The organism is uncultured Coprobacter sp., from assembly GCF_947855755.1.
Classification (GTDB): Bacteria; Bacteroidota; Bacteroidia; order Bacteroidales; family Coprobacteraceae; genus Coprobacter.
On sequence record NZ_CANUAR010000006.1, the window covers coordinates 43,776 to 59,017 of the forward strand.

General features: G+C 37.4%; 10 protein-coding genes. 6 read left to right on the forward strand and 4 right to left on the reverse strand.

Annotated features, from left to right (window positions below):
* Positions 1-300 precede the first annotated feature (300 nt).
* Complete coding sequence (gene nadA, locus Q0093_RS05125; RefSeq protein WP_297928761.1) at positions 301-1,290, forward strand: quinolinate synthase NadA; 990 nt, start codon at positions 301-303, stop codon at positions 1,288-1,290.
* On the opposite strand, the gene queG is transcribed toward nadA, so the two are convergent.
* From queG to Q0093_RS05140, 3 genes are all read right to left on the reverse strand, one after another.
* The gene (gene queG, locus Q0093_RS05130; protein WP_297928763.1) at positions 1,279-2,220 is read right to left on the reverse strand and encodes a tRNA epoxyqueuosine(34) reductase QueG; all 942 of its coding nucleotides are present in this window, start codon (positions 2,218-2,220) and stop codon (positions 1,279-1,281) included. The two genes, nadA and queG, sit on opposite strands and share 12 nt — an antisense overlap.
* Positions 2,201-2,824 (reverse strand): polysaccharide deacetylase family protein, encoded by a 624-nt coding sequence (locus Q0093_RS05135; RefSeq protein ID WP_294178070.1) that lies wholly within the window; start codon positions 2,822-2,824, stop codon positions 2,201-2,203. The genes queG and Q0093_RS05135 overlap by 20 nt, the downstream gene beginning before the upstream one ends.
* 75 nt (positions 2,825-2,899) lie before the next feature.
* The gene (locus Q0093_RS05140; protein ID WP_297928766.1) at positions 2,900-6,157 is read right to left on the reverse strand and encodes a DUF2723 domain-containing protein; all 3,258 of its coding nucleotides are present in this window, start codon (positions 6,155-6,157) and stop codon (positions 2,900-2,902) included.
* 197 nt (positions 6,158-6,354) lie between these two features.
* On the opposite strand from Q0093_RS05140, the gene Q0093_RS05145 reads away from it, so the two are divergent.
* Positions 6,355-7,365 (forward strand): NAD(P)-dependent oxidoreductase, encoded by a 1,011-nt coding sequence (locus Q0093_RS05145; RefSeq protein ID WP_297928767.1) that lies wholly within the window; start codon positions 6,355-6,357, stop codon positions 7,363-7,365.
* Between the two features lie 38 nt (positions 7,366-7,403).
* Positions 7,404-10,010: a xylan 1,4-beta-xylosidase gene (xyl3A, locus tag Q0093_RS05150; RefSeq protein ID WP_297928769.1), complete on the forward strand. Its 2,607-nt coding sequence runs from the start codon at positions 7,404-7,406 to the stop codon at positions 10,008-10,010.
* A gap of 76 nt (positions 10,011-10,086) precedes the next feature.
* Here the strand turns inward: xyl3A and Q0093_RS05155 are convergent, their stop codons facing one another.
* A complete protein-coding gene (locus Q0093_RS05155) occupies positions 10,087-10,515 on the reverse strand; it encodes a PH domain-containing protein (protein ID WP_294178064.1) in 429 nt (142 codons plus the stop codon).
* Between the two features lie 104 nt (positions 10,516-10,619).
* Between Q0093_RS05155 and nadB the strand changes: the two genes are divergently transcribed.
* The 3 genes from nadB (at position 10,620) to nrdG (ending at position 15,238) form a co-directional block, all read left to right on the forward strand.
* Positions 10,620-12,194, forward strand: a complete 1,575-nt coding sequence (nadB, locus tag Q0093_RS05160) for an L-aspartate oxidase (RefSeq protein WP_297928772.1) — start codon at positions 10,620-10,622, stop codon at positions 12,192-12,194.
* Between the two features lie 331 nt (positions 12,195-12,525).
* A complete protein-coding gene (locus Q0093_RS05165) occupies positions 12,526-14,733 on the forward strand; it encodes an anaerobic ribonucleoside triphosphate reductase (RefSeq protein WP_294178060.1) in 2,208 nt (735 codons plus the stop codon).
* Positions 14,726-15,238 carry an anaerobic ribonucleoside-triphosphate reductase activating protein gene (gene nrdG, locus Q0093_RS05170; RefSeq protein WP_297928774.1) on the forward strand — a complete coding sequence of 171 codons (513 nt, stop codon included), beginning with the start codon at positions 14,726-14,728 and terminating at the stop codon, positions 15,236-15,238. Before Q0093_RS05165 ends, nrdG begins: the two co-directional genes overlap by 8 nt.
* Positions 15,239-15,242: the final 4 nt, after the last annotated feature.

Consider the following 15,242-nt stretch of genomic DNA (forward strand, 5'->3'; position numbering starts at 1 on the left):
GAAGTTACAAATTAAAAACACAAAAGTTTTAAATGAATATATCAACTGCAAAATAAGAGTTTATCCATACAGTAAATAAAAGAAAGTTTTTAACTTTGCCACTTATTAACGTATCGTTAATTGTAACTATAAAACCCTCATAATAAGATAAAACAGATGTTGATATATTCTTTATAAAAGAACATAAAAGTTTAATAACTTAATATACAATAGTTCGTACCAAAAAGATATGAATACTATCAACAAGCTATCATCATCATCTATTTTAAGTTTTAAATAAATAAAAGAAGAAATATAATTATGAATATTGTGAACATCGATAAGGGATATGTCGATCTCCCCGTTCCGGAAGGTATGAATTTGAAAAAAGAGATCGATCGGTTACGGAAAGAAAAAAATGCCGTAATACTCGCTCATTATTACCAATCGGGCGATTTACAGGACATGGCCGATTTTGTAGGAGACAGTTTGGCTTTGGCTCAATGGGCATCCCAGACAAAAGCCGATATCCTCATATTATGCGGAGTTCACTTTATGGGCGAAACAGCAAAGATTCTTTGTCCCGATAAAAAGGTTCTTGTTCCCGATCTGAATGCCGGATGTTCTTTGGCCGATAGTTGCGATGCTGCTGATTTTGCCGAATTTATCAAAGAAAATCCCGGACATACAGTTATTTCTTATGTTAATACTTCTGCAGCAGTTAAGGCACTCACCGATGTAGTGGTTACTTCTACAAATGCACGTCAAATAGTAGAAAGTTTTTCTGCTGAAGAAAAAATCATATTCGGTCCTGATAGAAATCTCGGAAATTATATAAATAGCGTTACAGGACGTGATATGAAATTATGGAATGGAGCTTGCCACGTCCATGAACAGTTCTCTGTTGAAAAGATTGTGGAATTGAAAAAAGAGTATCCTGATGCTTTGTTGTTGGCTCATCCCGAATGTAAAAACGTGATATTGACATTGGCCGATAAAATAGGATCTACGGCTGCATTGCTGAAATTTGCTACTCAATCTGACGCAAAACAATTTATCGTGGCTACGGAATCAGGTATTTTACATGAAATGCAAAAACAAAATCCTGACAAGATTTTTATTCCCGCACCGCCTAATGACAGTACTTGTGCTTGCAATGAATGCAATTTTATGCGGTTGAATACGATAGAGAAATTATATAATTGTCTTAAATATGAGCAACCTGAAATTACGGTAGATGCCGAAATAAGAGAAAAGGCTGTATTACCCATTCAGAGAATGCTCGATATTTCGGCCAAATTAGGACTTTGATTTATTTTTTCGAAGTATATTTATATTTCTTAGAAGTCCTTCGTATTTTACCCGTTTGACAGCCGATTTTTTGAATATACGGTTAAAGTCTTCGTGCGTCAGATGTTCGAGTTTCTCCTTATCGAGAGATAAAAACTCGGCAGAAGGTTCAAATTCAGGTATTGCCGTAGGGACAGAGAACTTATTCCAAGTACATACTTTCTGACAAGTATCGCAACCATATACTCTATTATTCATTTTAGAGCCTATTTCAAATGGAATATCAGACCTGTTCTCTATCGTTTGGTATGATATACATCTATTAGAGTCAAGTGTCGTAAAATCGCCCGGAATCAATGCTTGTGTAGGACAGTGTTCGATGCACGAATTGCAATGTCCGCATCTGTTTTGCATGGGAGTATCCCATGGTAGTTCGAGAGAAGAAATTATTTCTCCTAAAAAGAAAAAAGACCCTTTTCCCGGTATGATCAGTTGTGTATTTTTTCCTATAAATCCTATACCGGCCTGTTGAGCCCAATAACGTTCCATAACAGGAGCTGTATCACAGAATATTCTTCCCTCTATGGAAATCAATGTGTTTATGTAGGAAAACAGTTCGCTTAATTTTTCTTTTAGGATGATGTGATAATCTTGTCCGTAAGAATATAATGCGAATTGAGGATGATTTTCAGGAATGTGTATAGAAGGATAATAATTCAAAGCTACAACGAGAACAGAACGTGCATTTTCTACCAATAAACGAGGATCGAATCTTTTGTCCTTATAATTTCTCATATATTGCATTTGGGCTTCTTTACCCTTTTGCAGCCATTTGTCGAAATGTAAACGATGAGTTGCGTCGACTTCTTTTACAGGAGTTATGCCGCAAGCCGAAAAACCTAAGGCGAAGGCTTTTTCGAAGATTTTATTTTTAAGGGAAAATTCGTTCAAAATTATATCCTTTTTCTAATAACCATTCGATTGATTTTGGAAGAGCGTAGCGTAAATTTTTTTGAGATTTGAGGGAATCGTGGAAAACTATAATAGATCCGTTTCTTGTAAATTTCTTCACATTATTAAAAACTTCTTCTCCGTTTAACTTTTTACTGTAATCACGAGTTACCACATCCCACATGATAATATGATAATCGAGTTTTTGTAGAGTAAGAAGTTGAGAAAAACGCATGTGGCCGTGAGGCGGTCTGAATAATTGACTTTTTATGAGTTGATTAGCTGCTTCTACATTTCTCACATAGTTTTGAGTAGTATATTTTATACCTTGTATATGATTCATTGTATGGTTTCCCGTAGAGTGTCCCCGCAATTTTATCTCTTCGTATAATTCTTTATTTCGGGCAACATTTTCTCCTACGCAAAAAAAGGTGGCTTTTACTTGATAATGATCTAATAAATTGAGTACCCAAGGAGTTACTTCGGGAATAGGACCATCGTCGAAAGTAAGATATATATTTTTCTCTTTTCCCGGAACAGGAATACGCCATATTGTTTCCGGGTAAAGCATTCTGTATAAATAGGGCGGCTGTTCTATCAACATGACCAAAACTTTTTAAAACAAATAGGATATTCTCTCTTATAACGAGAATATCCTATTTACCTAATATTTATATTTTTATTGTTGTTGCAGCATGGCAGTAGGATCTATACCTATGCTTTTTAGTTTATTGACATATTTCATTGCCGATTCTTGATCATTCTGAGAAATAAACATCGGTATGACATTTTTTATAAGAATAAATTGATTGATTTGTACATCTCTATCTATTGATCTCAATTGATTGGGAGTGAGAGTCGTGTACCATTTGAGGTATTCAAAAGAATTGTCGGCTATCTCTTCCAATAGTTTTTTCGCTTTTTCTTTTTGTCCCAATTGATAATAATTCATAGCCAATTGAGTAGAAATGTAGTCATGAGGAATTGCTGTACTCGGAATTTTTTCCATACAGTAATCCAACGCTTTCAGTGCTTTATCTGTTTTACCTTCTTCCATTAACTGGCCGATGAGTTCTACAAACATCATACGTAGGGTAAAGCACATTCTTCTTATATTTTCATCTAAATAAACGTTAGGATTCTCTATGCCTCCCCATACGAATTTATTCATCATATTGTCGTACATTTTTTCCGTATCGATAGAACTGTCTCCATTCGGATTTTTGATGGGTAAGATACGATATGCCAATCCTACACGGCTGAAATAAGGTTTGAGATTCATATACATTTCCGGTCCTACAGTCACTGCATAATATATAGGACGCTTCCAGCCGTCTTTCGCATTTGTATTGATCATATCCAGAATGGCTATTTCGTTTAATGTCATGGAATTTTTGTTCGCGTATGACAAGTCCATTCTTTTAACGATACTGTCTTTCAGTTCAGGAATTACAGTTCCCGATTTCAATACAGATGCAGAATCTACAGGTATATAAAAAGCATTGGTGGGGAAATAGTTGAAAGTACCTTGTGCTTCAGGTATTTTCTTAGTCCATTCTTCATCGGACAAGAAGAAGTTCATTGCATCGCTTACCGACATGGGTTGTTGTGTAACGTTATATAAGTAAGCATATTCGCGTTTTCCGTTACCGTATTGGTATTCTTTCATAGATATAGGAAGAGGAGTTGATTCATAAGCCTGACTCTTCATCTGATCTATATACCAATCGGTTTGCAAGTAACTTAAATTACATACACGTACATCGGTACGATAACCTTCTGTTTCTTGTACGTACCATAAAGGGAAGGTGTCGTTGTCTCCATTAGTAAAAATAATTCCGTCTTTTTCTATACAAGAGAGATAGTTTTTACCGAAATCTCTACAAGTATAACGCCCCGAACGATCGTGGTCGTCCCATGTTTGGCTTACCATTTGTATAGGTACTATAAGACAAAGTACAGTGGCTATGGAAGATGCTACTTTCGGAGAAAGATACCTTTCGAGTCCTTTACTTATTGCCGCTACGCCTAAGCCTATCCAAATCGCAAATGCATAAAAAGAACCGGCATAAGCATAATCTCTTTCACGCGGTTGGTAAGGAGTTTGATTCAAATAAATGACGATAGCTATACCGGTCATGAAAAATAAGAAGAATGTTACCCAAAATCCTTCTATACCTTTTTTCCCCGAATATGCTTGAAAGAATAATCCTATAAGACCCAGTATGAGTGGCATCATGTAAAATACATTGCGTCCTTTATTGTTCGCCAGTTCAGAAGGAAGATTAGTCTGATCCCCGGCCAGGTGTTTATCTATAAAATTAAAACCGCTGATCCAATTACCTTTACTTACTTCCCCGTTTCCTTGCAAATCATTTTGGCGTCCTGCAAAATTCCACATGAAATAACGCCAATACATAAAATTCAATTGATAATCGAGGAAGAATTTTAAATTCTCTCCGAAAGTAGGTTTATAGACGGTATGGGTCTCTCCTTGATAATTTTTTACTTTAACAGGTTTTCCTTTGAAATTAGTCCACTCTTTATAGGCTTCTATATGTTGAGGACTACTGCTGTACATACGAGGAAAAAACATATCCAGTTCTGGAGTATATATATAATCCCGTTTATGGTCGATGATTACATATTTGTCTTTTTCGTTTTTATCGGTTTTTATGTTTCTTCTCCATATTGCCGGACCTTCTTTAGACATAGGTGCTCCGTTACTGTCGCGTGCTACATCCGATACGAATGTATTTCCGAACAGAAGAGGGCGATCTCCATACTGCTCACGATTCAGATAACTTGCCAATTTGAATACATCTTCAGGAGAATTTTGATCCATAGGAGTATTTGCGGAAGAACGAATCACTATCAGAGCATAAGAAGAATAACCTATGAAAATGACCATAATAGATACCAAAATAGTATTTAGGGCACGAACCGGTAGTTTTTCTTTAAAGAAAAGATAACAAGCTAAAATGATAGATAATAATATGCCTACCCATATTTTATCTCCTATAAAAGGGATACCTACCATAATGACGCTTATTAAGAAAGAGAGCCGTAAACGGAACTTGTTTTTTTGGCTGTATGTTTCGTAAATAGCCCAAGAAATACATCCTATTACGAGGAAGAAATAAATAATGACACCGGTATTGAAGGGTGCACCGAATACGTTTACGAATAGAAGTTCTGCCCATCCGGCAACTTTTACGAATCCCGGAATCAATCCATATAATAAAATTACGATTATAGCGAATGAAATGATAATGGCTATAAGAGAGCCTTTTGCATTCGGATTTTTGAATTTTCTATAATAATATACCAATACGATGGCCGGAATACATAATAAGTTAAGAAGGTGTACGGCAATAGATATACCTATAAGATAAGCTATAAGTACTATATACCGGTAAGAATGAGGTTCATCGGCTACAGTTTCCCATTTCAAGATGAGCCAAAATACGAGAGCCGTACAGAAAGAAGAATAAGCATAAACCTCACCCTCTACTGCCGAGAACCAGAAAGTATCGCTAAAGGCATAGGCTAAAGAACCTACAAGTCCGCTTCCTAAAATAGCGATCATTTGTCCCATACTCATTTCTTCCCCTTCTTTTACTACTATTTTTCGGGCAAGGTGAGTTATAGTCCAAAATAATAATAATATAGTACCTGCACTAAGCAGTCCCGACATCAGATTTATCATGTAGGCTACCTGAGTAGGATCAGAGGCAAAATTTGCGAAAAATCTTCCCGTTAACATGAAAATAGGATTTCCGGGCGGATGTCCTACCTCGAGTTTATATGCGGAAGAAATGAATTCTCCGCAATCCCAAAAACTGGCTGTCGGTTCCAGCGTTAAAATGTAAGTTACGGCCGATATGACAAACACGACCCAACCAAAAACGTTGTTCAGTAATTTGTATTGCTTCATAGATTTTATTTGATGAAGAGGCTATAAGCTCTATATGCGTTGCAAATATAGGAAAAGATTGTCAACAAAATGTTTTAAAGATTGTAATAATCTCTCTATTAAAGCTCTTCAAGAGAATAAAATGCAATAATAAGATATGATTTTTTGTTAATTCTTCTTTTATTATTACTTTTATCACATATAAAATGAAAATATTTATGCTCAAAAAAATATTGGTTACAGGTGCAGGAGGTTTTATAGGAGGTTTTATAGTAGAAGAAGCTTTGAGGCGAGGTTATGAGACTTGGGCTGGTATTCGCGCCTCTACCAATAGAGAATATTTGAAAGACGAAAATATAAAATTTATAGATCTTAAGTTTAATGATAAGGAGCTATTAAAAAAGCAACTTTCAGAACAAAAAGAAAAGTTCGGTGCGTGGGATTATATTGTTCATAATTTAGGAGTGACAAAATGTAAAAATCCAGAAGACTTTGATCTAATCAATTACGGTTTCGTAAAAAATTTCACCGAAGCTCTGATCGAAACCGAAACCGTACCTGAACAATTTATCATGATGAGTAGTCTGGGAGCATGGGGAATAGGTGATGAAACAGGTTTTACTCCTATACGGCAGAGTGATATTCCGCATCCCAATACTCGTTATGGGAAAAGTAAACTTAAAGCAGAACGACATCTCTATTCCTTATCGAATTTTCCTTATGTGATAATGCGTCCTACCGGAGTATATGGTCCTCGTGAAAAAGATTATTATTTGATGATGAAAACTATCAAATTCGGATTTGACTTTTCTGTCGGATATAAAAAGCAATTGATAACTTTCATTTATGTTCGAGATTTGGTAAAGGCTATTTTTCTGGCTATAGATAAAGGTGTTAAACAACGAGGATATTTCATTTCTGACGGAGAAGCTTATACTTCTACCCAATTTCGCAAATATATAGCTTCAGCTATGGAAAAGCGGTTTGTCATACCTATCCGTTTGCCTCTTGTCTTCCTAAAAATTGTTTCTTATTGTGCCGAGTTTTTTGCATCTCTGACAGGTTCTGCCAGTACGCTTAATAGAGATAAGTATAATATTATGAAGCAGCGTAACTGGATTTGTGATATAACTCCTTTACAAAAGGAACTTGGATTTGAACCTGATTTTCCTTTGGAAAAAGGTGTTTATGAAACTGTAAACTGGTATAAAAAATCGGGTTGGTTATAATCGATAAATTTTTAGTTACATAAAACAATAACACACACATGAAATCGAAAAAAGTAATTTTATTTACACTGCTGTTTTTTTCGGCTTTTTCTTTTAAAGCTGAGAATCCTCCGTATAAAAATCCGGAATTATCTCCGGATGAAAGAGCTTTGGATTTGTTGAGCAGAATGACTTTGAAAGAAAAGTTTGCCCAAATGCACAATAACACTGGAGGTATAGAACGTTTAGGTGTTCGTCCGTATGATTGGTGGAATGAAGCTTTACATGGAATTGCACGTGCAGGAAAAGCGACGGTTTTTCCGCAGGCAATAGGTTTGGCGGCGACTTTTGACGATATGGCGGTTTATGAAATGTTCGATATGGTTTCGGATGAGGGTAGGGCAAAATACCATGATTTTCAGAGAAAAGGAATGTATAACGGTTATAAAGGACTTACGTTCTGGACTCCGAATATCAATATTTTTCGTGATCCTCGTTGGGGACGCGGTATGGAAACGTATGGAGAAGATCCTTTCTTAACGACAAAAATGGGACTTGCCGTTGTAAAAGGTCTTCAAGGGGACGGCACTCAAAAATATGATAAAGCTCATGCTTGTGCGAAACACTATGCTGTTCATAGCGGACCTGAATGGAATAGGCATAGTTACAATGCCGAAAATATATCTCCACGCGATTTAAGAGAAACATATCTTCCGGCTTTTAAGGCTCTTGTTACCGAAGGAAAGGTAAAAGAGGTGATGTGTGCCTATAACCGTTTTGAAGGAGAACCTTGCTGTTCTAATAAGACTCTGTTGATAAATATATTGAAAGATGAATGGGGATTCGATGATGTTGTCGTTTCCGATTGTGGAGCTATTGCCGATTTTTATACCAAAGGCAGACATGAAACTCATGCGTCTGCGGCAGAAGCATCGGCGGATGCGGTTATATCCGGAACAGATTTAGAATGTGGAGGTTCTTATTGGGCTTTGGATGAAGCTCTGGAAAAAGGATTGATTACCGAAACTAAGATCAATGAATCTGTTTTCCGTTTGCTTCGTGCCCGTTTCGAATTGGGAATGTTCGATGACGACTCTTTGGTATCTTGGTCTTCTATTCCTTATTCGGTAGTTTGTTGTGATAAACATAAAGCAAAGGCTTTGGAAATGGCACGCAAAAGTATGGTATTGCTGAGTAATAAAAATAATACGTTGCCTCTGAGTAAAAATATAAAGAAAGTAGCGGTAATGGGGCCGAATGCCAATGATTCGGTAATGCTTTGGGCAAATTATAATGGAACGCCCGACAGATCGGTTACTATATTGGAAGGAATTAAAGCTAAGTTGCCTGAAGGAAGCGTAATTTATGAAAAGGGATGCGATTATGTAGATACCGAAGTTTTTCTCAGTTATTTCGATCAGTGCCGATATGATGGTAAAAAAGGCTTTAAAGCGACTTTCTGGAATAATCGGGATTTGTCGGGAGATGTTGTGGCAACTGGTCAAGTGAGCGAACCATTTAATTTCGATACGGGAGGAGAAACAGTCTTTATGCCCGGAGTGAATTTAAAAGATTTCTCAGCCCGTTTCGAGTCTGTATTTGTTCCTGAACGAACCGAAGAGGTTGTCTTTACTATATCGGCAGATGACGGTTGTCGTGTTTATGTCGACGGAAAAGAAATTATTTCGGATTGGAAAAACGGACCTGCTTCCAGAAAAGATTATCGCATGAATGTCGAAAAAGGAAAGAAATATGATATTCTTATCGAATACTATCAGGGAGGAGGAAAAGGAGCACTTAAATTCGATGTAGGGTTGAGCCGTCAAATCGATTATAAAGCTGTCGCTGAAAAAGTGAAAGATGCAGATGCTATTATTTTTGTAGGAGGTATATCTTCTTCTCTCGAAGGAGAAGAAATGGGAGTGAAATATCCCGGATTCAAAAATGGTGACCGCACGAATATAGATCTTCCTCAAGTACAGAAAAATATGATGAAAGCTTTGAAAGAAACAGGAAAGCCCGTAATTTTTGTATTGTGTTCGGGAAGTACTATGGCTTTATCTTGGGAAGATAAAAATATGGATGCTATTCTTCAGGCTTGGTATCCGGGACAGGAGGGAGGTACAGCGGTTGCCGATGTGCTTTTCGGAGATTACAATCCTGCCGGGCGTTTGCCGTTGACTTTTTATGCATCTTCCGATGATCTTCCTGATTTTGAAAATTATAATATGTCCGAAGGTCAAGGGCGTACTTATCGTTATTTTAAAGGAAAACCCTTATATCCTTTCGGACATGGATTGAGTTATACCGGTTTCAGTTATTCGAAAGCTAAATTGAATAAAAAGTCTATGAACGTAAATGATTCGGTATTTTTGAGTCTGAATTTGAAAAATACGGGTCTGCGAGACGGGGATGAAGTAGTTCAAGTATATATACGCAATTTGCAAGATCCCGAAGGTCCTTCTAAATCATTAAGAGGATATAAACGTGTTTCGGTAAAAGCGGGGCAAACCGTACCTGTAAAAATAGATTTGCCGGCTTCTTCTTTCGAGTTTTTTAATCCAGTGACTGAGAAAATGGAAGTACGACCGGGAAAATATGAAATTCTTTATGGCGGAACATCCGATGATAAGCAGTTGAAAAAACTCGGTTTAGAAATCAAATGATAAATAGAAAAATATAATATGAAAAAGATCTGCTTAAATAGTCTCGCTTAAGCAGATCTTTTTGTTTCTATCAATTTTATTCAGAGATTTTTATATCGGGATTGCGTTTGATTGTTTCACGAATAAACCCTTCTTTATCATAAGGGGAAATGGCTATTCTCCGATTATCTTTGCAGTATAGTATAATCTGGTCACTTGATAAAGCGTATCTTTTTATAGGATTCGTAGAAAATAATGAAGTTTTCTTCGGGTAAGAAATAATTTCCGATATAGTATCTAACTTGATTTTTATTACAGGTAAATATCCCGATTTGATATATAACATATTATTATTGAATATATATTCCGTATGTATAAAAGAAGGAACGAACAATACGTTTATAATGAGCATGATGACTAAAAAAACGATCGATTTTATCCACATGCTGTAAAAAAGAAGAATGATCGTTATCAGCAGTAATATATGGGTGAGAATCCCTATTTTTGATTTGAATGTACGTTGCATAAAAATAGATTTTTTACGAAGATACAACATTGCTACTTTATTTTTACCTTTGTGTTTAGAAAAGTTCGGATACGCTCGGCAATCGTATCGAAAAAAAGAAAAATATGACACATAAATTTGATTTTTTGGTAATAGGCTCGGGTATAGCAGGGATGAGTTTTGCTTTGAAAGTAGCTGAAAAAGGTCGTGTAGCTGTGATTTGCAAGACAGGCCTTGAAGAGGCGAATACGTTTTATGCGCAGGGAGGAATCGCATCTGTAACCAATACGTTGGTCGATAATTTTGAGAAGCACATTGAAGATACGATGATTGCGGGAGATTGGATCAGCGATCGGGCTGCGGTCGAGAAAGTGGTGCGGGAAGCTCCCGGTCAGATTAAAGAGTTGATCGATTGGGGAGTAAGTTTTGATAAAGACGAGAATGGAAAGTTCGATCTTCACAAAGAAGGAGGGCACTCCGAATTTCGTATTTTGCATCATCAGGACAATACCGGAGCTGAAATTCAGGATAGTTTAATCAGAGCTTTGAAAAATCATCCGAAAATTAAAGTTTTTGAAAATCATTTTGCGATCGAAATTATAACACAACACCATCTGGGAGTAAATGTAACCCGTCATTCCGGTAATATAGAGTGTTACGGTGCTTATGTACTGGATCAAAATACAAACCATATCCATACGTTTCTTTCGAAAACTACCCTGATTGCTACGGGAGGTGTAGGAAATGTTTATCGGACTACTACAAATCCGCCTGTTGCTACGGGAGACGGTATCGCCATGGTATATCGTGCAAAAGGCGATGTAAAAGATATGGAATTTATCCAATTTCATCCTACTGCATTATATAATCCGGGAGAGCGTCCCAGTTTCTTGATTACCGAGGCGATGCGCGGTTATGGAGCTGTATTGAAAACTAAAGATGGAAAAGAGTTTATGCAGAAATACGATGACCGCCGATCGTTAGCTCCTCGTGATATTGTAGCCCGTGCCATCGATAACGAAATGAAAACTCGCGGAGATGAATGTGTATATCTTGATGTGACGCATAAAGACCCGGAAGAGACCAAAAAACATTTTCCTAATATCTATCAGAAATGCCTGAGTCTCGGAATCGATATAACAAAAGATTATATCCCCGTAGCTCCGGCCGCACATTATTTATGCGGAGGTGTTAAGGTAGATTTGGATGCCCGTACGTCTATAAAAAATTTGTATGCTGTCGGCGAATGCTCCTGTACCGGTTTACACGGTGCGAATCGATTGGCTTCCAATTCGTTGATAGAAGCGGTAGTTTACGCGGATGCTGCGGCAAAACATGCGGTGAAAGTATTGCCCGATATAAAGATACAAGAAAATATTCCCGATTGGAACGATGAGGGTACATCATTGCCCGAAGAGATGGTATTGATAACGCAAAGTGTGCGGGAAGTAGAACAACTTATGTCGGCTTACGTCGGTATAGTGCGTTCCAATCTGCGCCTGAAAAGAGCGTTGGACAGGTTAGAGATTCTTTATCGTGAGACGGAAGACCTTTTTCAGCGTTCGGTCGTGACTCGGGAAATATGCGAATTGCGTAATATCATTAATGTAGGGTATTTGATCATCAAGCAGGCTATGGCACGTAAAGAGAGCAGAGGTCTGCATTATACGATAGATTATCCGAAGAAAAATAAAATTTAATCAGATATTTTTTTATTGGAAAATTTAGACAGACTCTTAGTCTGTTATCATAAACTTTGAGAAAGTTACCGTAATATTTTTTCGGTAACTTTTTTGTTTTACAGATATACATAATTTTCAATTTTGAAAAATTTTGTATTGATATTATTTTAAAAAGTTTCTAATTTTAAAAATTAAAAGTTTGATAATTAGTTATATAAAAATTTTATTGATATAAAAAGTTTTCAAAAATAGAAATTATCTTGTTATATAAGAAATAAATTTTTTACCTTTACATCATTATTCAGAGATAATAAAAACGGTATAAAAAATAAATTTTAGTCTCAAAAAAATGATCCAGACAGTAGTAAAACGCGATGGACGTATCGTGGGTTTCAATGAAGAAAAGATTATTGCAGCTATTCGTAAGGCAATGTTGCATACCGATAAGGGTGAAGATATGAGTTTGATCCGTCAGATCACCGATCGTATCGTATGTCGGGGAAGCGAACAAATGAGTGTGGAAGCGATACAGGATTGTGTCGAAGTGGAATTGATGAAAAGTAGCCGTAAAGATGTAGCTCAGCGTTATATTGCCTATCGTAATCAAAGAAGTATTGCCCGCAAAGCGAAAACCCGCGATATTTTTCTTGAAATTATAGAGACTAAATCGAACGATATAACTCGCGAAAATGCTAATATGAATGCCGATACTCCGGCAGGTATGATGATGAAATTCGCAAGTGAGACTACAAAACCTTTTGTAGATGACTATTTATTAAGTGAAAGAGTCAAAACGGCAGTAAGAGATTCATATATCCATATACATGACAAAGATTATTATCCTACTAAAAGCCTCACGTGCGTACAACATCCGTTGGATAAGATTTTAAAGAATGGATTTTTCGCAGGACATGGAGAATCCAGGCCGGCAAAACGAATAGAGACGGCAAGTATTTTGGGGTGTATTTCTTTGGAAACGGCTCAAAACGAGATGCATGGCGGACAGGCGATTCCGGCTTTTGATTTCTATTTAGCTCCGTTCGTAAGAAACAGTTTTATCGAAGAAATAAAAGTAATTTCCGATATGAACGGTACTGATTATTCTCATCTTTATCAAGTAGATTTGGATGACTATATTATCCGTTCTCTTGATGGTCTTACAGGGGATGCACGTGTCGTGCAGCATGCAATCAACCGTACGGTAAGTCGGGTGCATCAATCTATGGAGGCTTTTATTCATAACATGAATACGATTCATTCTCGGGGAGGCAATCAAGTGGTGTTCAGCTCTATTAATTACGGAACTGATACTTCGGCCGAAGGACGTTGCATCATTCGTGAATTGCTGGGATCTACGTATGAGGGTGTAGGTAATGGTGCGACAGCTATTTTTCCTATACAGATATGGAAGAAAAAACGTGGAGTAAGTTACTTGCCGGAAGACCGTAATTATGACCTTTATAAATTGGCATGTAAGGTAAGTGCCCGTCGCTTTTTCCCTAATTTCTTGAATCTGGATGCAACTTTCAATAACCATGAGGAATGGCGTATCGATGATCCGGAGCGTTATAAATATGAAGTGGCGACAATGGGTTGTCGTACCCGTGTTTTTGAGAATCGTTTCGGAGAAAAAACATCGATAGGACGTGGAAATATTTCTTTTACGACAATCAATATCGTTCGGTTGGCGATCGAATGTATGAATATTCGAGATAAAAGCGAACGGATTGCTCGTTTTTTTGCTAAACTGGATGAAGTGCTCGAGATTACCGCACTGCAACTTCATGAGCGGTTCGAGTTTCAGAAGACGGCTTATGCCAAACAGTTCCCTTTGCTGATGTCTGCTTTGTGGAATGGATGTGAGAAACTAAAGCCGAATGATACGATAGCATCGGTTATTAATCAAGGAACTTTGGGTATAGGTTTTATCGGATTGGCGGAATGTCTGGTTGCACTTGTCGGTAAACATCACGGAGAAGATGCCTCTGCTCAAGAATTGGGATTGCGTATTGTTACCTATATGCGTGATCAAGTAAATCGTTTTTGTGATCAATATCAGCATAATTACAGTGTATTGGCTACACCGGCTGAAGGATTGTCCGGAAAATTTACGGCAAAAGACCGTCAAACATTCGGTGTTATTCCGGGAGTTACAGACCGAGATTATTATACCAACTCGAATCATGTTCCGGTGTATTATAAATGTAGTGCAAGACATAAAGCCGAAATAGAAGCTCCTTACCATGACTTGACTCGTGGCGGACATATATTTTATGTCGAAATAGACGGAGATGCTACACATAATCCTGAGGCGATTATGGCTGTTGTCGATATGATGGATAAATACAATATCGGTTACGGATCAGTAAACCATAATCGTAACCGCTGTATGCAATGCGGCTATGAAGACGCCTCTGCCGGACTCGATACCTGTCCTCATTGCGGTAGCAAAGAGATAGACCGGCTTCAGCGGATTACGGGTTATCTGGTGGGAACGACAGACCGTTGGAATCACGCAAAGTTGTCTGAACTTAATGATCGTGTCGTTCATGATTGATTATATATATATATTGGATATTGTCGAAGATACGACTGTCGATGGGCCGGGGTTGCGTACTTCGGTCTATTCGGCCGGTTGTCCGCATCGTTGTCCGGGTTGCCATAATCCTCAATCATGGGATATTTGTAACGGAAAAAAAATGTCGCTGAATGAAATTCTCTCCGTAATAAAAAGCAATGATTTCGACAATGTGACTTTTAGCGGCGGTGACCCGTTCTTTCAGCCGGAAGCTTTTACCGAATTAGCACGTCGTATAAAAGAAGAAACCTCTAAAAATATATGGTGCTATACCGGATATTTATATGAGGAGATCGTTGCTTCTTTCCGTTTGTCCCTTTTATTGCCATATATAGATGTATTGGTTGACGGCAGATTTGTAGAAACGCAGAAAGATACCTCTTTATTTTTTCGGGGAAGTCGCAATCAACGACTTATCGACGTGCCTGCTTCATTGCGGCAAGACCGTGCAGTAGAGTTTGTATATGATCCTGTTTCTGTTTAAACTT

Excerpts from the sequence above, each read along its gene's own strand:
- nadA (WP_297928761.1), top strand. The coding sequence starts at position 301 with ATGAATATTGTGAACATCGATAAGGGATATGTCGATCTCCCCGTTCCG.
- Q0093_RS05135 (WP_294178070.1), bottom strand. The coding sequence starts at position 2,824 with ATGTTGATAGAACAGCCGCCCTATTTATACAGAATGCTTTACCCGGAA.
- Q0093_RS05140 (WP_297928766.1), bottom strand. The coding sequence starts at position 6,157 with ATGAAGCAATACAAATTACTGAACAACGTTTTTGGTTGGGTCGTGTTT.
- Q0093_RS05145 (WP_297928767.1), top strand. The coding sequence starts at position 6,355 with ATGCTCAAAAAAATATTGGTTACAGGTGCAGGAGGTTTTATAGGAGGT.
- xyl3A (WP_297928769.1), top strand. The coding sequence starts at position 7,404 with ATGAAATCGAAAAAAGTAATTTTATTTACACTGCTGTTTTTTTCGGCT.
- Q0093_RS05155 (WP_294178064.1), bottom strand. The coding sequence starts at position 10,515 with ATGCAACGTACATTCAAATCAAAAATAGGGATTCTCACCCATATATTA.
- nadB (WP_297928772.1), top strand. The coding sequence starts at position 10,620 with ATGACACATAAATTTGATTTTTTGGTAATAGGCTCGGGTATAGCAGGG.
- Q0093_RS05165 (WP_294178060.1), top strand. The coding sequence starts at position 12,526 with ATGATCCAGACAGTAGTAAAACGCGATGGACGTATCGTGGGTTTCAAT.
- nrdG (WP_297928774.1), top strand. The coding sequence starts at position 14,726 with ATGATTGATTATATATATATATTGGATATTGTCGAAGATACGACTGTC.